Source organism: Natronobacterium texcoconense (genome assembly GCF_900104065.1).
Classification (GTDB): domain Archaea; phylum Halobacteriota; class Halobacteria; order Halobacteriales; family Natrialbaceae; genus Natronobacterium; species Natronobacterium texcoconense.
Genome location: NZ_FNLC01000002.1, coordinates 169,341 through 186,948 on the forward strand (window position 1 = coordinate 169,341; position 17,608 = coordinate 186,948).

Annotated in this window: 21 protein-coding genes and 1 tRNA gene; 9 read left to right on the top strand and 13 right to left on the bottom strand. The window is 63.0% G+C overall.

Annotated elements, in window-relative coordinates:
- Positions 1-38 precede the first annotated feature (38 nt).
- The 3 genes from BLR35_RS08290 (at position 39) to BLR35_RS08295 (ending at position 1,805) form a co-directional block, all read left to right on the top strand.
- Positions 39-1,049: a zinc-dependent alcohol dehydrogenase gene (locus BLR35_RS08290; protein ID WP_090380288.1), complete on the top strand. Its 1,011-nt coding sequence runs from the start codon at positions 39-41 to the stop codon at positions 1,047-1,049.
- 79 nt (positions 1,050-1,128) lie between these two features.
- Positions 1,129-1,305 (top strand): hypothetical protein, encoded by a 177-nt coding sequence (locus tag BLR35_RS20630; protein ID WP_170830995.1) that lies wholly within the window; start codon positions 1,129-1,131, stop codon positions 1,303-1,305.
- Positions 1,306-1,391: 86 nt separating this feature from the next.
- The gene (locus BLR35_RS08295; RefSeq protein ID WP_090380291.1) at positions 1,392-1,805 is read left to right on the top strand and encodes a hypothetical protein; all 414 of its coding nucleotides are present in this window, start codon (positions 1,392-1,394) and stop codon (positions 1,803-1,805) included.
- A 124-nt stretch (positions 1,806-1,929) separates the two neighbouring features.
- Here the strand turns inward: BLR35_RS08295 and BLR35_RS08300 are convergent, their stop codons facing one another.
- Together BLR35_RS08300 and cutA are read right to left on the bottom strand one after the other, a co-directional pair.
- Positions 1,930-2,409, bottom strand: coding sequence for a 50S ribosomal protein L11 (locus BLR35_RS08300; protein ID WP_090380294.1), 480 nt, complete (start codon positions 2,407-2,409; stop codon positions 1,930-1,932).
- 82 nt (positions 2,410-2,491) lie between these two features.
- A complete protein-coding gene (gene cutA / locus BLR35_RS08305; protein WP_090380297.1) occupies positions 2,492-2,800 on the bottom strand; it encodes a divalent-cation tolerance protein CutA in 309 nt (102 codons plus the stop codon).
- 221 nt (positions 2,801-3,021) lie between these two features.
- Between cutA and BLR35_RS08310 the strand changes: the two genes are divergently transcribed.
- A complete protein-coding gene (locus BLR35_RS08310; RefSeq protein WP_090380300.1) occupies positions 3,022-3,369 on the top strand; it encodes a hypothetical protein in 348 nt (115 codons plus the stop codon).
- 12 nt (positions 3,370-3,381) lie between these two features.
- On the opposite strand, the gene BLR35_RS08315 is transcribed toward BLR35_RS08310, so the two are convergent.
- Positions 3,382-3,570, bottom strand: coding sequence for an HEWD family protein (locus BLR35_RS08315; protein WP_090380303.1), 189 nt, complete (start codon positions 3,568-3,570; stop codon positions 3,382-3,384).
- 344 nt (positions 3,571-3,914) lie between these two features.
- The gene (locus tag BLR35_RS08320; protein ID WP_090380305.1) at positions 3,915-5,432 is read right to left on the bottom strand and encodes a phosphoenolpyruvate carboxykinase (ATP); all 1,518 of its coding nucleotides are present in this window, start codon (positions 5,430-5,432) and stop codon (positions 3,915-3,917) included.
- Positions 5,433-5,779: 347 nt separating this feature from the next.
- Between BLR35_RS08320 and BLR35_RS08325 the strand changes: the two genes are divergently transcribed.
- Both BLR35_RS08325 and BLR35_RS08330 read left to right on the top strand, forming a co-directional pair.
- Positions 5,780-8,677, top strand: a complete 2,898-nt coding sequence (locus BLR35_RS08325) for a disk-shape morphogenesis protein volactin (RefSeq protein ID WP_090380308.1) — start codon at positions 5,780-5,782, stop codon at positions 8,675-8,677.
- Between the two features lie 82 nt (positions 8,678-8,759).
- Positions 8,760-9,149 (top strand): nuclear transport factor 2 family protein, encoded by a 390-nt coding sequence (locus BLR35_RS08330; protein WP_090380311.1) that lies wholly within the window; start codon positions 8,760-8,762, stop codon positions 9,147-9,149.
- Positions 9,150-9,494: 345 nt separating this feature from the next.
- On the opposite strand, the gene BLR35_RS08335 is transcribed toward BLR35_RS08330, so the two are convergent.
- The 4 genes from BLR35_RS08335 to BLR35_RS08350 all read right to left on the bottom strand — a co-directional run bounded on the left by BLR35_RS08335 (position 9,495) and on the right by BLR35_RS08350 (position 11,745).
- Positions 9,495-10,001 carry an OsmC family protein gene (locus tag BLR35_RS08335; RefSeq protein WP_090380314.1) on the bottom strand — a complete coding sequence of 169 codons (507 nt, stop codon included), beginning with the start codon at positions 9,999-10,001 and terminating at the stop codon, positions 9,495-9,497.
- Positions 10,002-10,084: 83 nt separating this feature from the next.
- Positions 10,085-10,612, bottom strand: a complete 528-nt coding sequence (locus tag BLR35_RS08340) for a hypothetical protein (protein WP_090380317.1) — start codon at positions 10,610-10,612, stop codon at positions 10,085-10,087.
- A 249-nt stretch (positions 10,613-10,861) separates the two neighbouring features.
- A tRNA-Ser gene (locus BLR35_RS08345) sits at positions 10,862-10,945 on the bottom strand.
- Between the two features lie 41 nt (positions 10,946-10,986).
- A complete protein-coding gene (locus BLR35_RS08350) occupies positions 10,987-11,745 on the bottom strand; it encodes a DUF2064 domain-containing protein (RefSeq protein ID WP_090380320.1) in 759 nt (252 codons plus the stop codon).
- Between the two features lie 105 nt (positions 11,746-11,850).
- Between BLR35_RS08350 and BLR35_RS08355 the strand changes: the two genes are divergently transcribed.
- Positions 11,851-12,075, top strand: a complete 225-nt coding sequence (locus BLR35_RS08355; protein ID WP_090380323.1) for a hypothetical protein — start codon at positions 11,851-11,853, stop codon at positions 12,073-12,075.
- 235 nt (positions 12,076-12,310) lie between these two features.
- Here the strand turns inward: BLR35_RS08355 and BLR35_RS08360 are convergent, their stop codons facing one another.
- The 5 genes from BLR35_RS08360 to BLR35_RS08380 all read right to left on the bottom strand — a co-directional run bounded on the left by BLR35_RS08360 (position 12,311) and on the right by BLR35_RS08380 (position 16,224).
- Positions 12,311-12,913, bottom strand: a complete 603-nt coding sequence (locus BLR35_RS08360; protein WP_090380326.1) for a uracil-DNA glycosylase — start codon at positions 12,911-12,913, stop codon at positions 12,311-12,313.
- Between the two features lie 84 nt (positions 12,914-12,997).
- Entirely contained in the window at positions 12,998-13,261 is a 264-nt protein-coding gene (locus BLR35_RS08365; protein WP_090380329.1) for a DUF7976 family protein, read from the bottom strand.
- Between the two features lie 2 nt (positions 13,262-13,263).
- The gene (locus BLR35_RS08370; protein WP_090380332.1) at positions 13,264-14,337 is read right to left on the bottom strand and encodes an Mrp/NBP35 family ATP-binding protein; all 1,074 of its coding nucleotides are present in this window, start codon (positions 14,335-14,337) and stop codon (positions 13,264-13,266) included.
- Between the two features lie 72 nt (positions 14,338-14,409).
- A complete protein-coding gene (locus BLR35_RS08375) occupies positions 14,410-15,141 on the bottom strand; it encodes a DUF7117 family protein (protein ID WP_090380335.1) in 732 nt (243 codons plus the stop codon).
- A 66-nt stretch (positions 15,142-15,207) separates the two neighbouring features.
- The gene (locus tag BLR35_RS08380; RefSeq protein ID WP_090380338.1) at positions 15,208-16,224 is read right to left on the bottom strand and encodes a lysylphosphatidylglycerol synthase transmembrane domain-containing protein; all 1,017 of its coding nucleotides are present in this window, start codon (positions 16,222-16,224) and stop codon (positions 15,208-15,210) included.
- 213 nt (positions 16,225-16,437) lie between these two features.
- Here BLR35_RS08380 and BLR35_RS08385 point away from each other — a divergent pair, with 213 nt between their 5' ends.
- Together BLR35_RS08385 and BLR35_RS20635 are read left to right on the top strand one after the other, a co-directional pair.
- Positions 16,438-17,145, top strand: a complete 708-nt coding sequence (locus BLR35_RS08385) for a hypothetical protein (RefSeq protein ID WP_090380341.1) — start codon at positions 16,438-16,440, stop codon at positions 17,143-17,145.
- 119 nt (positions 17,146-17,264) lie between these two features.
- Positions 17,265-17,411 carry a hypothetical protein gene (locus BLR35_RS20635; RefSeq protein WP_170830996.1) on the top strand — a complete coding sequence of 49 codons (147 nt, stop codon included), beginning with the start codon at positions 17,265-17,267 and terminating at the stop codon, positions 17,409-17,411.
- Positions 17,412-17,608 lie beyond the last annotated feature (197 nt).

Consider the following 17,608-nt stretch of genomic DNA (forward strand, 5'->3'; position numbering starts at 1 on the left):
CTCGCCGAACGTACTCACATCGTGACCGCTCTCCTGCTATGACCGCACGGACGCTATACTTCACCGCGCCGCGAACTGTCGAGGTTCGGGAACGCGAGAGCCCCGACCCCGATTCCGACGAACTGCGCGTCCGAACGATCACGTCCGCGATCAGCGCCGGTACCGAGTGTCTGATCTACCGCGGCGACGCGCCGACGGACCTCCCAGCGGACGAGGAACTCGAGGCGCTCGACGGCGACCTCTCCTTTCCGCTCTCCTACGGCTACGCGGCCGTCGGCGAGGTGACAGCCGTCGGCTCGAGCGTCGATGACGACTGGCTCGGCCGGCAGGTGTTCGCGTACAACCAGCACGAGAGTCAGTTCCTCGCCCGACCCGACGACGTTCTGCCGGTACCCAACGACGTCTCTCCCCGCGAGGCCGCGCTGTTCGCGAACCTCGAGACGGCCGTCACCTTCCTGCTCGACGGCGAACCGTTGCTCGGCGAGCGAGTCGCCGTCCTCGGTCAGGGTGTCGTCGGGTTACTGACGACCGCGTTGCTCGCACAGACGCCGCTCGAGTCCCTGATCACGTTCGATTCCTACGAACGACGCCGCGAGCGATCGGAAGCGTTCGGTGCCGATCGATCGCTCGATCCGAGCCGGGCGGTTCCGGACGCGTTCCGAGACGTCGCTGGTGACCGTGCCGACCTCACGTACGAACTCTCCGGCGACCCCGACGCGCTCGACGACGCGATCGCGACCACCGGGTTCGACGGCCGCGTGATCGTCGGCTCGTGGTACGGCACTCGACCCGCCACCGTCGAACTCGGCGGGCGATTCCACCGCGACCGACTCGAGATACGAAGCAGTCAGGTGAGCACGATCGATCCCCGCCTCTCCGGACGCTGGTCGCGAGAGCGTCGCCACGACCTCACCTGGAAATGGCTACAGCGACTCGACGTCGCGTCGCTTCTCACCCACGAGTTCCCGCTCACAGAAGCCGACGACGCGTACGAACTACTCGAGGATCGCCCGTCGGAAGCGATCCAGGTACTGTTTACCTATGAGTGACTGGCGGCTCGAGTGCCGTCGCTGGCAACGACTGGTTGTTCCCCTGACTATTTTCTCACTGGAGCGCAATGCTGTCCGTATGCTCCGCTCTGTTATCAGTCGCCTCCGGCAGTGGTGGTCCGTCGAGGACCCAGAAGAGCGCATCGAGGGCTCCGGCGAACCGATCGTCTCCCCGAAACATCGACGCGGACCCGAAGCACGGCAAGCGCTCGATCCCGAATCCCACCAGCGAAACGAGGACGATCCGGAGCCGTAACTCGCGGGCGAACGACAGCGTTCTGCAAACCGGTTCGGCCGACGACAAACGCGAACAATTTTGTAAATTAAACAACATCATCGGGTATGCGTCGCTCGCTTCGGTACGCACTCGCAACGATCGTCGCCGGTAGCATCACGTTCGGCGTCAGTCTCGTCCACGACTCGCCTCTCCTCCTCGTCGGAACGTTCGTTACCTACGCGATGACCGCCACACTCTGGCTCCGGTATCCAGCCCTCCTGCAACTGCGACCGGACCGACGTGACGGGTTCGACGCTGTCGGGGCAGTCATTGCAGGTGGAACGACGTTCGGGATCATGTCGTTCGCACAGAGCCTCGCCGACCCCATCCATCTGGGCGCTGCCGTCATGGGACTAGGCCTCGTCTTTCTGGGCACGGGGTACGGTATCTTGCTCGTCGAAGCCGGCGACGTACCACTCGAGTCACTGGATGTACCTGCCTCGAACACGGACGGGAACGCCACTCGACGCAGCGAGTAACCCGCTCGACCCATCCACTCGGACGTCTTCGACCGAGTTCTGCTCGAATGAATATCGAAGGAGACGACGACTCGCCGTGTAGCTGTCGCTCTCGAGGAAAAATACGAAGAAACGAGACCAGCGATTACGCTTCGACGAGAACGTCGTCGAACTCGCCGTCGTCGACTTTCGCCTTGAACTCGCGGGCGTCCTCGCCTTCGATGGTGACGCCCATCGAGGCGCAGGTGCCGACGACTTCCTTCGCGGCGTTTTTCGTGTCGTAAGCCAGCAGGTCGGGCTTTTTCTGCTCGGCGATCTGCTGGACCTGTTCGATCGAGAGGTCAGCGACGAAGTCCTCCTGGGGTTCGCCGCTGCCGGTGTCGAAGCCGGCCTCGTCTTTGATCAGTTCGGCCGTCGGCGGGACGCCGACTTCGATCTCGAAGGAGCCGTCGTCCTCGTACTCGACGGTGACGGGGACTTCGGTTCCGTCGAAGGCCTCGGTCTGATCGTTGATGTCCTGTACGACTGCCTGCACGTCGACGGGCGTCGGTCCGAGCTCGGGACCGAGCGGCGGGCCAGGGTTGGCCTGCCCACCCGGAACGAGCACTTCGATGGTTCCAGCCATATCCGTCACAACCCGTGCGCGAGTTTTAAGGGTTGCTTTTTCGGGCAGTCACCGTCTGTGACCGACTGACGCACTCGCGGGTTCACTCCGGCGAGACGCTCTCCGTTCGCCACTCCGCGAACGACCCGAGGATTCCCGCCTCGTCGAACCGCTCGATACACGGAACGTCGTAGGGGTGGATCTCCTCGAGGCGCTCGACGAGGTCGTCGTAGGCGTCGTCGGTGGTCTTTGCCAGCAGTGCGATCTCCTCGTCGTGGTGTACCTCGCCGTCCCAGCGGTACGTCGACGTAATCGGGAACCGGTTGACACAGGCGGCGAGTCGCTCCTCGACCAGTCGTTCGGCGATCGCATCGGCCTCGTCGGTCGGGGCCGTGATGTAGACGGTCGGCATCGCCGTGGAGTAGTGCCGGCGGAGACAAAAAGTTCCGGACACGCGATCGATGCCGCCGAATTCGCGGACAGAAAACATTTGCAGGAATAGCGCCGACCGAGACCATGAACCGCCGGGACGTACTCCGAGTGGCCGCCATCCCCGCCATCGTCGCAGTATCCGGGTGCAGTGAATACGTTCATCGAGCGAGAGGTGTCGATACGCCTGTCTCCCTGATCGTCGTGAATACCATCGACGAGCCGGTACGCGTCACAGTTCGGGTCGAACGCGACGGGACGACCGTGTTCGATGGAACGACAGAATTCGACGACGACGGGACTGTAGAACGGATCGAGGGCGACGATTTCAGAGCCGCCGAATTTTCCGAGGCTGGAACGTATACGCTTGCCGTCGAAGCGAACGGAGCGCAAGAACAGTCGTCGACCGACGTTTCCTGGCGCTATCTGACCGATTGCAATTACAACACGCTGGAGGTCCTCGTCCGCGAGGACGGAATCGACGCTGGTCTCATCCGGACGGACGCAGGCTGCTCGTTCCCCGATACCCTCGGCAAAGAGCGACGTCAGTAGAAAACCGACGGATCAGGCGTCGTCGACGACCGGATTGAACGAGCCGTTGATGTCCCACTCGTGGAGGCAGTGGGGATTTCCGACCTGCCTCTCGCCGTCCTTGCGCTCGAGTTGCCACGCCTCGAGGTTCTCGTCCCATTGTTCGGCCCGATCGCAGCGTTCGCAGACGCGTGCGGTCGGCGTTCGTACCTGTGCAGTCATTGCCGGATGTGTGCACTGGATCCATATAACGATACCTCCTCCCGAAATTCGTGATTTTCGCTGGTATAGGTGCTCGAAGCCGAATTTCGTTATGGGACGAGACTCCAGCTTGGGGCGAACAGCGACGACTGTACAGTCGTCGTCGATATCGTTCGAAAAACCGGAGGTGAGCCGTCAGATCTGTCACCCGGACCGGGATTGGAAATCGCGACGTAACCGCGACCTGTCCCGCGATTGTACCCAGATCGTCCGGTCGACCGTTTCATACGGTTTACTGTAGTCCCTTACCGCCGATCGCCGACCCCGTCCTGGCGATCGGCGGTAAATAGTTACAGCAATCCGTATCAGTAGACCGCGTCTTTGATCTCCTCGCGGAGGTCGTCGAACTCCTCGAGGTAGTCGCGACGCTCCGCGCGCAGTTCCGCGAGGGCTTCGTCGTAGTCGTCGACGTGGTCCGGGACGTAGTAATCGCCGATCTCGAGGCCGGGGACGGTTTTGGGGATCGTTAGCCCGGTCCGGTCGTCGTCGGTCCACTCGATGCGGCCGCGGGCGGTTTCGGTGAGGATCGTCACCGACTCCTCGACGCCGACGTCGACGGCCTTCTCGCCGAGATAGCCCGTGTTGATCACGTAACAGTCGGCATCGAGCGACGAGACGAGGTCGTGGAAGACGTTCCCTTCTTCGCCCTCGGAGCCGACGATGAAGGGGTTGGTGCCGACGACGCGGATCGATTCGCCCGCGCGCGATGGATCTCCGGCGCTGGTCTCGATCGACTCACCGAGCATGAACGCGACAGCGGCCTGCTCGTCGGTGAGTTTCGCGACCGGCGGCATCAGCGGGTTGCGCGTGATGAAAAAGACCTGGTCCATCCGCTCTAAGTCGATATCCTCGCCCGCGCTCTCGAGTTGTTCGCGCTGGATGATCGCCCGCGAGTTCGCGGTGTAGTGGTCGTCGTCGAAGTCGACGGTGCCGTCGTCGTCGACGGTGACGTTCTCCAGGATTGCAGACTCGTGGGTCGCGGCCTCGTAGAGTTCTGGCTGCTCGTCGGCGTCGAGGCCGATGGTCTTGATGAACAGTCCCTCACCCTCGCTGCCGGCGACGGAGCCGTCGGGGAGGAGGCCACAGACGTCGTCCTGCAACATCGTGGCGTCTTCGGGGTCCTCGAGCCAGCAGCCGTGGGAGGTAAGCGTCGACTTCCCGGTGGCGGACAGTCCCATGAACACCTGCCCGACCGTGCGCAGGTCGCCGTCGTCGTCACGGACGCGGACGCGCTTGCTGCCCGCGTGAAGGCCGAGGCCACCCTGTTCTTTGATTCGGTACATGAACAGCCGGAGGAACGACTTCTTGGCCTCGCCGGTGTAGTCGCTTCCGAGGACGGCGGTGAACCCTTCGTCGGGGAGGACGCGAATCTCGGTCTCGTCGTGGTCGGGCAACTGGACGGTGTAGAGATCCGGTTTGCGACCGTCCGTGGGCTCGAACAGGTTCGCCCAGGCGAGCGCGATCCGGGCGTGTTCCGCCGGGACGAACAGTCGGCAACAGAAGGTCGCGTCGGAATGACGGCCCATCAACCGGTCGACACAGACCAGTTCACGGTCGTCGTCGCCCGCTGCCGAGATTGCCTCGTCGACCAGGTCGTGATCGCGGGTATTGAACTCGTGATCGACGGCGTTTTTCGTCCGATCGGCGCTCCGCGACCGGAACTCGCTGACGTAGGAGGGTGAACCGAACTCGGTGGTCGTCTCTTCGTGTTCGGCGAGTTCGCGAAGTTCCTCGAGCGACGGGTTGTACCGGACGTGTGACGCAGTATCTGGGTCGGGAAGATCCCGGACGAGTGGACGTGGCTCCGTCCCGGTTTCGGACATACACGTAAACACCCATCTTCCTGATGTATAAAGCCGGAGGATTTTGATCGGTGTATGTCACAACCTACCCCACGACTTACTCGCATATGGATTGTAATGCTTGTTTTAGGCCTCTAGTAGTCGTTTCTTTCTCTCGAATATAATGATCAGATCCAATATGCTTGTGGTCTTGTACTCATATAAGAATAATTTTTCTCGTGGCCGTCGCCACCCCCTTCGAACGCGTTCGAAGGGGCCGGCCGTCGTAATTACTCATCGAACTCGACCGATGACCTCGAGTGGGGCCGATTTTCAGTTCTGGTATTCGGAGCCAAACTACCAATAGGGGGGACTGTCTCTTCGAGCGCATGGTATACGGCCTCGATATTTCGCCGAGTGCGGTACGGTCAGCGGTCGACCGGTCCGGCATGCCGACGGTCGAGTCGGAACTTCCCGCGATCGTTCCGCTCGAGGAGTCGGCTGCGGACCTGCTTACTGCCGACCGAACGGACGGGACGTACGTGATCGGATCGGACGCACGGACCGTCGACGACGACCCACGGGTCCCCTTCGAGCGCGGCGTCTTCGACGACACCGACGCGGCCGAGACCGTCCTCGAGACCGTCGTCGACCGGCTGCTCGAGGGAGGCGATTCCGACCGGGTCCGGTACGCGACGCCCGAACCGCTGGTCGCCGAGAACACCACGAGCGTCGACCACCGCGAGACCGTCGAGTCGGTCCTCACCGGAAAAGGGTACGAGCCGACCCCGATCGGCAAGGGTTTTGCCGTCGTCTACGACCAGCTCGAGGAGAACAACTACACCGGCGTCGGGATCTGTCTCGAGCGCCAGAGTACGAGCCTCTCGCTTGCCTACTACGGTGTGCCCTCTCTTTCGTTTTCGATCGCACGCGGGAGCGCGTGGATCGTCGACCGCGTCGCGACCGAGACTGGTCGCTCTCCGCCGGAGGTGCGCGAGGTCCTCGAGACGTTCGAACTCGATCCCGAGACGACGGGCGAACTCGAGGGAGCGATCGCGGACGCCTACGACGCACTCGTCGGCGAACTCGTCGACGTGCTCGAGCAGTACGCCGACGACGGCTCGCTCCAGGACGGTGTCGCCGTCCCGATCGCGATCGGGGGCGACGGCGTGATCGAGGGTCTCGAGTATCTCGTCGGTGGCCGAATCGACGCTGCGGGACTCCCGCTGTCTATCCGTGGCGTTCGACTGGCCGACGAGCCGGGCGAAAGCGCCGTTCGCGGTGCGCTCGCGGCATCTCGAGACGACATCGACGCCGGCAGTAGCGCCTGGCCCGCCGAGACCGACGTCGACGCCGCCAGCCGGCCCGTCGAGACGAGCGGCTCCGCCGAGAGCGAGACGGAACGGGCCGTCAACGGGAACGGCGGTTCCGACGGTGAGACGGTTTCGTTCGACGACGCGACCGTGGTCAACGGCGGCAGTTCCGGCGGCCGAAACCGGGCCAACGACGCGCTCGACTCGCTGCTCGACCAGCTCTCGACTCACGAGCAGCGACTCGAGGAAGTCGACGAGGACGCCGACGCGATCCGTGACGACCTCGAGGAACTGGCGGACCGGACGGCCTCGAGCGAGCGGGTGGCGGAAGTCGACGAACGGCTGGTGTCGGTCGTCGACGACCTCGCCGCACTCGAGGAGGAGACGATCGCGGACGTGACCGCAGAGATCGAATCGCTGGAGGGCGATATCGAGTCGTTAGAGGGTGACTTCGACGGGCTGTCGGAGACCGTTTCGGATCTCGAGTCACTGGAGGGCGACGTCGAGTCGCTCGATACCGACCTCGAGGGGCTGTCGGAACGACTCGCGGAGGTCGCCGACGACGCGGAGACGCTTGAAGACGTCACCGAGGAACTCGAGGAATCCGTTTCCGAACACGGGGAACGGTTCGAGGACCACGACGAGCGGATCGACGAGGTATCCGAAGGACTCTCCGGCCTCTCGGAAACGCTCGAGGACGTCTCCGGCCGACTCGAGGGGGTCGTCTCGGACGCGGAGGCGCTCGAGAGTGACGTCGCGGATCTCGAGGAGTCGCTTTCCGAGCACGACGAGCGACTCACACAGCAGGACGACCAGGTCGAGACGCTGTCTGACCAGCAGGCAGACTTCTCGGAGACCGTCGACGACGTCTCGGAGCAACTCGAATCGGTCGTCGACGACACTGACTCCCTCGAAAGCGACGTCACGGGCCTCGAACAGCAGTTCTCCGACCTCGACGAACGAGTTGCGGAGCAGGACGGGTCGATCGACGACGTCTCGGATCGACTGGCAGACCTCGGGGAAACCGTCGACGAACTGGCCTCGCTCGAGGAGACTGTCGACGAACTCGCATCACTCGAAGCGACCGTCGACGAGGTATCGGAATCGATCGCCGACCTCGAGGCACTCGAAGGCACCGTCGAGTCGCACGAGGACGACCTCGCGGAACTATCGGAATCGATCTCGGAACTCGAATCGCTCGAGACCGATCTCGGGGACCTTTCGGAGACCGTCGACAAACTGGAAGGGGTCTCGGAGACCGTCGCTGAATTAACGGCACTCGAGGACGACCTCGAGGATCTCTCGGCGTCGGTCACCGACCTCGAGTCGTCGCTGACCGCCGACGTCGACGAGGTAACGGATCGACTCGAGTCGGTGGACGACGAGGTGGCGTCGCTCGGCGACGAGGTCGGAGACCTCGAGACGCAGGTCGCCGCGTTTGACGAGCGATTCGAGAGCCAGAGCACGAAGATCGACGGCGTCTCGGGTCGACTCTCGGAACTGTCGGAACGAACGGACGCCCTCGAGTCGTCGCTGGCGGCCGATATTGACGACGTCTCGGAGCGCCTCGCGACGCTCGCAGACGAGACGGGAGCGGTAGAGAACGACGTCGAGGGACTCGAGGCACGCGTCTCGGAGTTCGACGGGCGATTCGAGGATCAGGACGACCGGATCGAGGAACTGACGGATCGACTCGCGGATCTCTCGGCGGAGAGCGACGACGCTGATTCGCTCGAGACCGACCTCGAAGAACTATCGGAGACCGTCGCTGCACTCGAGGCTGGCGACGACGATACGACGGCCAGTGACGACTCGAGTTCGAGTGGTGTCGCGGTCCCGACGCTCGCCGGCGGTGGCGGTGCGGGAGTCGTCTCGGGTGGCGCTGTCGCGCTCACCAGCGATCCGACGATCGGGGCGGGTGCGGCCGCTCTCGGCGTCGCACTCGTTCTCGTGGCAGTCTTCCTCGGCCGATAGACACGTGATCTCCGTTCGGTTTTGTGGGTGTCACGACACAGTCGGGCGAGATTGTTTGGGGTTCGATCACGTAGGAGGCAGTATGACCGACTCCGATAGCGGTCGCGATCCCGAAACGATAGTCCGGGAGTACTACGATCTCGTCGATGCAGACGAGTACGGAGACCTCGTCGACCTGTTCACCGACGACGTCCGATACGAACGCCCCGGCCAGGGAACGATCGAAAGTCGGGGGGCACTGCGGACGTTTTACGAGGAGGAACGCCCGCTCGAGGAGGGGAGCCACGAGGTTCACGACGTCGTCGTCGACGAGGACAGCGAGGGACGCGTTACGGTCGCCGTTCGCGGTTCCTTCTCGGGCCGCCAGAACGAGGAACCGGTCGAACTCGGCTTCGCTGACTTCCACGAACTGAACGACGCCGGAGACGCGATCGCTCGCCGCTACACGTTCACGGATCGCGACAAACTATGACCTGATTGAACGGGCTGGACGCTCGAGAACTTGCACTGTGTATAGAATCGTGTCAGGTTCACGTCCCTCTGTCTCGGTTTCCGCTGAGAGACGACTCGTATCGAGACACCCGGTAACACTCACTGAGAGTTCCCACCAGCGGCGGCGAGCACCGTTCGGCGGTTCCGAACGTGAGACAGTACTCGGTACCAGCCTTTTCCCCTTCTTGAACGACGACATGGCTGCCTGCTCGAGTGCACGTCTCGATAGCTCGATTCTGCAGCCACTCGTCTGGACGGCCCACCGACGAAATACGGCCATTGAACAGGGTCTTGGCCGTACAGAATGTCGAATATACGACAGCCGCTACTCGAACGACCAGTCGGTCTCGACACCCGGCGGATTCTCGAGCGTCTGGTAGACGACGCAGTAGCGTTCGGTGTACGTTTGGATTGCTGCCCGCGTCTCCTCGTCGATATCGCCGTCGATGTTGAACTCGAGGCGGACGTCCTCGAACCCGACTGGAACGTCATCGTCGACGCCCATCGTCCCACGCAGGTCGAGGTCGCCGCTGGCTTCGACGGAGACCTCGACGTCGCTGCCGAAGTTCTCCGCGACGGCCTGTGCGGTCAACTGCGAACAGGCCGCGAGCGCACCGAGCAGGAGGTCGCCGGAACACGCGCCGCTTCCGGGACCGCCGGCGCCCTCGTGGAGTTCGGCCTCGTAGATCGCACGGCCGATGTCGACGTTACACGAACGGGCGTCGTCCTGCTCTTCTCCCGTCGCGGTGAGCGTTATCTGTGCGGCCTCGGGATTCGATTCGTACTCGTCTTTGAGCGGCTTCTGCTCTTCGCGCAAGTCAGTGTCTCCCATGGTGTCTGGGACGTGTCGCCTCGAGAAAAGAACCTCGGGTAGTGGCAGGTACCGAACGTATCTATGACGGAGCCGGCTTCCCGTCAACGCGGCTTTTCGACGGACAGTTCGATACTCGCAACCGACCGTTCGCCCGATCGTAGTTCGATCCGAACCTCGTCCTGATCCGGATAGATCCAGCTTCGCAGCAGCTCTATCGTCGCCGCCGATCCCGACTCGAGTGTGGTCGCCGAGATCGGTACGTTCACATCCGGCTCTTCGTCGTCGAACTGGAGTGTCGCCCGATCGATCGTCAGCTCCTCGGAGACGCGGCTTTCGACCGTCACCTCGAACTGTTCGACGGCGAACTTGGTTCCCTCGGCCTCGAGTTCGAGCGCCACGTCGGTAATTTCGGCCCGATCGGTGACGTTCGCGGTGGTTTGCACGGTGGTGCCCTGTTTTCCGTCGTCGGATGACGTACCCCGATTGCGTTCGATTACTCTATCGGGAACCTCCTCGAGGGAGAGTTCGACCCAGCGCATGTCGACGGTGTCGTACTGCCTGACCATGCCCGCTGGGGCGTTTTCTTCGTCCCAGCCGGAGTACCGTCGCTCGTGGTGGCGGTTCCCCATGCGTGAACCGTTCGACCAACCGACCAGTAAGTGTTGGGCTCGAATCGGATTCTCGAGGTAATCGGGCGCGATATGTTCCGGTAGGTCCCGGCAAGAACTGGTGGGGATGGGATTTGAACTACGCGAAGACGGTCCTGCTCGCTCACTTCGTTCGCTCCGCGGGCTGCGACTTCCCTAGTTCAAATCCCACCGTTTCGTTTTCCGCTCGAGAGACTCCTCACTCCGTTCGTCGTATTCTCTCGCGGAAAACGGTGGGGATGGGATTTGAACCCATGAGGCTTGACAGCCACCTGCTCTCAAGGCAGGCGCGTTAGGCCGCTCTGCCACCCCACCTCACTTCCACGTACCCCGTCCGCTCAAAAATGGTTATCGGTCTATCGCCGCTCGAGGTCGCCACCGTCTCCCACACACAACCCGATATCGTCGACGACTGCCGCGGTTGCAGTCGCTCCCAGGCGTCCGGCGACTCGTTGTGCCTCGAGCGTCGCTATCGTCGACGTGAGACCGGACGGCGTCGCAACGGTCGGAACGGCCGGCGCGAATCCGAGGCCGAGTCCCGCGTCCCCGACTCGAGTGGCGAGCGTCGCGAGTTCGGGCGGTGTGTACGCGGCTTCGAAATCGATCGGTTCGGTGAACGCGGCCAGATACGTCCGCCCGTCCGAGGAGGGGCCGAGCACGACGTCGTGTCGCCGGAGCGCCATTGCCGCGCCGTCGACGTCCGACCGACCGACCGTCGGAGCCGTCGGCTCGAGGACGCCCACACTGTCGGGTCCCTCGCGCTCCAGCAGGTGCGTCACCGTGTTCCCGACCCGTGCAGACTTGCTCGAGCCGACCTGTCGTTCGAATCGGACGTCGTCGATAGCGGTGTCCGTTCCCTCGAGAGCATCGGCGACGAGGGAGCGAACCTCCGATTCGGCGTCACCGCCCTCGTCGGCGGCTTTCTCGGGCAGTGTCTCCTCGTCCCGATAGTTGACCAGCAGGTTGCCGCCGCTGTCGACGGCCGTCCGGACGACGTCGATGACGGCAGCCTCGTACAATCGGACTGCCTCTGTCTCCGAAAGCAGCGTCGATTCGACGAGTTCCGACAGAACGAGTCCTTCCCGTGGTGGGTCGACCGGAACGACGACGATCATACGACTACTCCGCTACGACGATCCTTGAACGCGGCGTTTCCGTCGTTCGATAACTCGACCCAATATACCACATAAATTATAACTGCGGACCTCGTTGTCTCGGGTATGAACGACCGGACCGTCACCATCACCGGATTGCTCGGAACACTGGTCATTGCCGCTCTCGCCGTACTGGGCGTCTACGGCTTCGTCACGGGCTATCTGCTCGAGAGCCCCGGCGACCTCCTCGCCCCCTCACTCGGCGTGCTCGCAGTTACGATCGTCTTCGTCGGTGCGTTGATCGTCCTCGGCGCCCGATCGCGCCGGTGGAGACAGAACCCGTACTGGTAGGAACGATCGCGGTTTCGACCGGTGAACGGCGACCGAAAACGATCACCGATCTGCCGGGCCGCCGTCGCGATCGTTCTCTCGGAAACAGTCGGTGAAAAGCAGACTAATTCTATCGTGGTATCGAACGTCACCGTCCGTCTACGTTACAGTCAGCGCCCTGGCTTCCCGACGCTCGCTCGGTTCGACTCGAGTGAACCGGGACGGTAGACGGGATCAACCGCGACGTTCGCGTTCGTTACCGCTCGCGTCGCCCTTTCGTCTGGCGGTAATCCGACGCCATCAGTTGGGCGAAGTGCTCGAGCCACGCCTGGGTCTGATCGTCGGTCTGCTCTCGAGGCTCGACCATGGGGACGAGCGCGAACCCGCGGCCCCGAATCGTCGTCGCGTGGGCCTCGGGGAGCGTGAGTTCGTCGACGGGCGTCGTCGTGTACTCGGTGCCGAGTTCCGCGAGCGCTCGCTCACCGACCGGAACGAGTACCTCGGGGTTTATCGACCTGATATCGGCGTTGAGATACGGTTCGCAGTTGCCGATCTCCTCGTCGGTCGGCCGCCGGTCGGGGTCGCGACACCGCGTGAGGTTCGTAAGATAGGCGTTCTCGAGTGCCGGACGGTCGTCCGGCGAGGTCGAATCACAGAGTGCGAGTCGCTCAAGGATGCGCCGGAGGCTCGTCCCGGAGTCGTCGTCTTCGTCGGTCAGGAACGGGACGCCGACCTCGTCGGCCTTCGCGGTCGGTCGCTCGCCGACGAACAGGAAGTCGGCGCCGACGTCGCCATAGCCGTGGACGACCTGGGTTCGCGTCTCACAGAGTGCCGGACAGTTCCGGCACTCCTCGTCCATTCCGTACGGGTTCGATCGGGTGCGCTGATTTGCGTCCACGTTGTGTCGACTCTCGCGTTCGGCGTTCAAAAGGGGTGTGGCTGCTTATCGACCGAGGCCGCCGCGTTCGTTGACTTCGAGGATGAACTTGACGTTGCGGACGATCTCCTCGGGCGTCGTCTCCTCGTCCTCGTCGTAGAGGTCGCTGGTCCGGTAGAGAACGTTCGCGAGCTGTTTGCTCTCGCTGGTCTCGCCGCGGATCTCGTCGGCGGTCTCCCGGAGCAGTTCGACGCGTTCGGGATCCGGTTCGAACTCGGCCGATCCGTCGACTCCGTTCTCGGCGTCCGTCTCTGTGGATTCACTCGTCATGGTTATCGATCGAGCGACGCGGCTTCGCCCGCGCGCGTCTGTGAGATCCCTCGCCGGTGGACGATCCCGACGTTGTTCGCGACGTTTTCCGTGAGAGTCCGGAAGGCGTCGGCCACTTCGCCATCGGCGAGAACGGTCGGCTCCCCGCCGTCACCGCCCTCGCGAACCGCCGGATCGAGCGGAATCGATCCCAGGAACGGCATCTCGTGTTGGTCGGCGAACTCCTCGCCGCCACCGGAGTCGAAGATGTCGTGTTCGCTCCCGCAGTCGGGACAGGCGAACGTCGACATGTTCTCGGCGATTCCCAGGACGATCGTCTCGTGTTTGGCGAACATCTCGAGGCCCTTGCGGGCGTCGTCCAGGGCGACGTCCTGTGGCGTCGTGACGATTACCGCGCCCGTGACGGGCATCGTCTGGAGCATCGTCAACTGGGTGTCGCCGGTGCCCGGCGGGAGGTCGACGACGAGGTAGTCGAGGTGACCCCACTCGACGTCCTCCGTAAGCTGGGTGATCACCTTGTGGACCATCGGACCGCGCCAGATGACGGGGTCGTCCTCACCGGTGAGGAAGGCCATGCTCATCAGCTTCACACCGTACTTCTCGGGCGGGACGAGCGTCTCGTCCTCGGTCGCCATCGGCGGCTCGTCGGCGTCGACCATCCGCGGGACGTTCGGGCCGTAGACGTCGGCGTCGAACAGGCCGACGCGGGCACCCAGTTGCGAGAGGCCGGCCGCGAGGTTGACCGCGACGGTCGACTTGCCGACGCCACCTTTCCCGGAGGCGACGGCGATGACGTTCTTGACGTTCGGGAGCACCTGTTCGTCGCCACCGACGTCGTCGCGATCCGGAATGCTCGCAGAGAGATCGGGCTCGAGTCCCTCCTCAATTAGCAATTCCCGGATCTCGGCGGCGATGTCGGACTCCGCCGGCGAGTACGGTGCGCCGAGTGCGAGATCGATTTCGACCTCGTCGCCGTCGACAGTGACGTCGTTGACGAGTCCGAGCGAAACGATGTCGTCCTCGAGTTTCGGATCGTCGACCGTCCGCAGACGGTCGAGAACCGCGTCTTCGTCCATATCGGAAGGTACGCCCGACGGTCGAAAAGGGTTGTGTTCGCCGGGGTTCGGCGGGACAGCCGCGTGTGCGTTCTACTCCGCAAACTCGAGGTTGTCGAGGCCGTCCTGTGCGCGGGTAAACGCCACTTCGTCGCCACGGAGTCCGTTTACCAGTTCGCGTGTCGTCTCGACTAACCGTTCTGCCGTCCGCGGATCGACGTCGCCGTCGAGCATCCGGATTCGTTTGACGTGCTCGCCGAGCGTCTCGAGTGCGCCGCGTTCGCTCGTCGTGAGGGCGGCGTCGCGTTCCTCGGCCCAGGTACGAACGTCTCGACGGTACTCCTGGACGGCGTTCGCGTAGGCGAGTCCGCGGGCGGACTCCAGCGTCGGCGGCACCTCCTCGGTCGGCGGCCGCTCGCCGACGTCCGCGTCACGGAGCAGCGAGAGGAAGTACAGTTCCTGCCGGTCCTCGAGTTCGAGGTCGATCGCGCGGGCGACGACGTCGGCGACGTGGAGCAGTTCCGTGGCGGCGAGATAGGTGTCGTCGAGGTCGCGGAGGTCGCCGGCGTTGACGAACCCGCGACGGCGGACGTACTCGCGACAGCGGTCCCGCGCTCGCTCCGCGAGTTCGCCGGTCGAGACCTCGTCGATGTCGTTGCGGACGGGCGTGAGGTCGAACGACACCTGCAGGTCGGTGTGTTCGGTCCGTTCGTCGACGCCGACGCTGCGGAGGCTGCCACAGCCCGGACAGTCGATACTCGCGGTCTCGTAGTACGACCAGCGGGTCCTACACTCCTTGCACTCGCGTTCGCCCCGGATCTTCATAGACGAGGGTACGGGAACCAGCGCAAAAGACTCCACGGAACGACCGTCGACGTTGCGAGTACGACTTCACGTCGTCGGCTCACTCGCGAACAGGCCGGCAGCGGAGAGCCCACCGATTCCGATCGTGAGCCAGTAGGTACAGGCCCGGTAGATGAGCGCGATCGTCAACGCGGCAGCCGGTTCGATTCCGGCGAGCGCCGTGAGTCCGGCGGTAACGATCGCCTCGACGCCACCGGTGCCGCCGGGTGCGGGGACCACGGAGCCGAGTTTCCCGAGTGCAACCACGAGCACGACGACTGGAATCGCGAGCTGGTAGCCAAGCGCCATCCCGCCGATATACACCGGTAACATTAGAAAGACCATCCCGAGGTGGGCCGAGACGACTGCGACGATCAGCACCGATTTGTCGGCGGCGATCGTCTCGATCGTCGTGTAGAATCCCTCGAGACGGGAGTGGACGGTGTCCGGAGCGAGCGGGTCGTCGAACCGATCCGTGAATCGACCGACGAAACCGCGGATCGTGCCGGTCACGGTGAGGACGACGCTGTAGACGATCCCAGGCCGGCGAACGACGACGAAGACGACCGACACGAGCACCAGGAAAAGGCCGGCGAACGCCACGAGCTGGTTGAACATTCCGCTCCCGAGCGTCCCGCCAGCTGCGATCATCCCGACCGCCAGGAAGCCGAACGTGTAATAGGGAACGTAGTTCAGCAGATCGGCCGAGAGGATGCTCGCGAGCCCGTCCTCGAACGCCATCTCGCCACCCTGCGAGACGAGATAGGCGACGAACGGCTCGCTTGCGAGCTGGCCGTACGGCGTAACGTACTTGACGAACATCGCCGTCAGGAAGACGGTCGCGATTCGCTGACGTGGCATCACGTCGTCGATCAACGAGATGAACTGCTGCCACACCACGCCTCGAAACGTCAGCGAGAGAACCCCGGAGAGTACACCGAGAGCGAGGACCTGTCTGTCGATCGTGGACACGGCCTCGAGAAACTGCCGGCCACCGACGACGTGAACGAGGATGGCGAGCAAAGCGACGGCGACCGCGAATCCGAAGGCGATTCGTCCTTTCACGTACTGACAGTCGAACTGACCCTACAATTATCTTGCCGACTTTCACTATCGACCGATCAACTTTCCTGCAGCATCAGTATCGCTGGTAGTCCTTCGAACCGAACGGTTAGTCGGAATTGACGGTCACAGCACCCAGAACGCCGTTCAATAGGTCATTAACGTACGGCAGTTGCAGGCCACACCGAAACCAAGAGAAACGTTCTATCGAGGAATATGTCCCATCAAAGACTCAACCGTCGAAAGTTCGTCGCTGCCGCAGGTACCGCGAGTGCACTTGTTCTGGCTGGCTGTGCTGACGAGGATCCCGAAGACGACCCCGTGGACGACGAGGAAGATCCGGTCGACGACGAGGAAGATCCGGCGGACGACGAGGAAGATCCAGCGGATGACGAGGAAGAAGAGGAAGAAGAGGAAGAAGAGGAAGACGAGGACGAAACCTACACCCTGACCGTTACCGTCGAAGACGGAGAGGGTGAACCTGCCGAAGGTGCTGCAGTCGGCATCCAGCCGGCCGACGAAGACGAGGACGACCCTGCAGCCGATGAAGACGACGAGATGGACGAAGACGAGGACGAGGACGAGGATGACCCCGGGGCGGACGAAGACGACGAGATGGACGAAGACGAAGACGAGGATGAAGACGACCCCGCAGCCGACGAAGACGAACCGGACTTCCCGATGGAAGACGAGACGGACGAAGACGGAGAGGTCGAGTTCGAGGACCTCCCAGACGACGATTACACGGTCCGAGCCGAACACGAGGGCGAAGAGGCCGAGGACGAAGTCACGATCGACGGCGCCGACGAAGAGCTCACGCTCACGCTCGGCGAGGAACCCGAAGACGACGAAGAAGACGACGAGATGGACGACGAAGACAACGGAATGGACGACGAGGACGAAGAGGACGACGACGGGGCCTAATCCGCCCACCTCCGTTTCGTAGTCACGAGCGATTGACACACCCTTTTTCGAGTCGACCGTCGACGACGTAGCTGTCGGCGTGTGACCACATTTTTGCCGCTTGCCACCTAGCTACGAGTATGCGTGACGAAGAAGAAATCCGCGAGCAGTACGAGTTCCTCGAGGAACAACTCGAGAGCGACGAGATGAATCACGACGGCGTCGAACGAATGTTCACCTACTACAAGCGCGCGATCGGCTGGGTGCTCGAGGAAGAACATATCTGAATCCGGAACCGACACGGATCGAGACCAGTCCCGTTACATTTAAGTAGACCCAGCGAAATCTTTCAGGTGACGCTTCGCTTGGAGGGCCGAAGCGTCAGCGGGGACCAATTCAGGGCGGCAAGCAATCGCGTGACATTTTTGGTCACGCGATCTGCTTTCCTGTTTCCTACGAAACCGATCACACGTAGCGTTGCCTG

Bases quoted from the DNA above. Each gene is read 5' to 3' on its own strand.
- BLR35_RS20630 (WP_170830995.1), top strand. From the start codon at position 1,129: ATGCTCCGCTCTGTTATCAGTCGCCTCCGGCAGTGGTGGTCCGTCGAG.
- BLR35_RS08340 (WP_090380317.1), bottom strand. From the start codon at position 10,612: ATGGGGAACCGCCACCACGAGCGACGGTACTCCGGCTGGGACGAAGAA.
- BLR35_RS08325 (WP_090380308.1), top strand. From the start codon at position 5,780: ATGGTATACGGCCTCGATATTTCGCCGAGTGCGGTACGGTCAGCGGTC.
- BLR35_RS08370 (WP_090380332.1), bottom strand. From the start codon at position 14,337: ATGGACGAAGACGCGGTTCTCGACCGTCTGCGGACGGTCGACGATCCG.
- BLR35_RS08350 (WP_090380320.1), bottom strand. From the start codon at position 11,745: ATGATCGTCGTCGTTCCGGTCGACCCACCACGGGAAGGACTCGTTCTG.
- BLR35_RS08355 (WP_090380323.1), top strand. From the start codon at position 11,851: ATGAACGACCGGACCGTCACCATCACCGGATTGCTCGGAACACTGGTC.
- BLR35_RS08315 (WP_090380303.1), bottom strand. From the start codon at position 3,570: ATGACTGCACAGGTACGAACGCCGACCGCACGCGTCTGCGAACGCTGC.
- BLR35_RS08360 (WP_090380326.1), bottom strand. From the start codon at position 12,913: ATGGACGAGGAGTGCCGGAACTGTCCGGCACTCTGTGAGACGCGAACC.
- BLR35_RS08295 (WP_090380291.1), top strand. From the start codon at position 1,392: ATGCGTCGCTCGCTTCGGTACGCACTCGCAACGATCGTCGCCGGTAGC.
- BLR35_RS08365 (WP_090380329.1), bottom strand. From the start codon at position 13,261: ATGACGAGTGAATCCACAGAGACGGACGCCGAGAACGGAGTCGACGGA.
- BLR35_RS08335 (WP_090380314.1), bottom strand. From the start codon at position 10,001: ATGGGAGACACTGACTTGCGCGAAGAGCAGAAGCCGCTCAAAGACGAG.
- BLR35_RS08290 (WP_090380288.1), top strand. From the start codon at position 39: ATGACCGCACGGACGCTATACTTCACCGCGCCGCGAACTGTCGAGGTT.
- BLR35_RS20635 (WP_170830996.1), top strand. From the start codon at position 17,265: ATGCGTGACGAAGAAGAAATCCGCGAGCAGTACGAGTTCCTCGAGGAA.
- BLR35_RS08320 (WP_090380305.1), bottom strand. From the start codon at position 5,432: ATGTCCGAAACCGGGACGGAGCCACGTCCACTCGTCCGGGATCTTCCC.
- BLR35_RS08385 (WP_090380341.1), top strand. From the start codon at position 16,438: ATGTCCCATCAAAGACTCAACCGTCGAAAGTTCGTCGCTGCCGCAGGT.
- BLR35_RS08330 (WP_090380311.1), top strand. From the start codon at position 8,760: ATGACCGACTCCGATAGCGGTCGCGATCCCGAAACGATAGTCCGGGAG.
- cutA (WP_090380297.1), bottom strand. From the start codon at position 2,800: ATGCCGACCGTCTACATCACGGCCCCGACCGACGAGGCCGATGCGATC.
- BLR35_RS08300 (WP_090380294.1), bottom strand. From the start codon at position 2,409: ATGGCTGGAACCATCGAAGTGCTCGTTCCGGGTGGGCAGGCCAACCCT.
- BLR35_RS08375 (WP_090380335.1), bottom strand. From the start codon at position 15,141: ATGAAGATCCGGGGCGAACGCGAGTGCAAGGAGTGTAGGACCCGCTGG.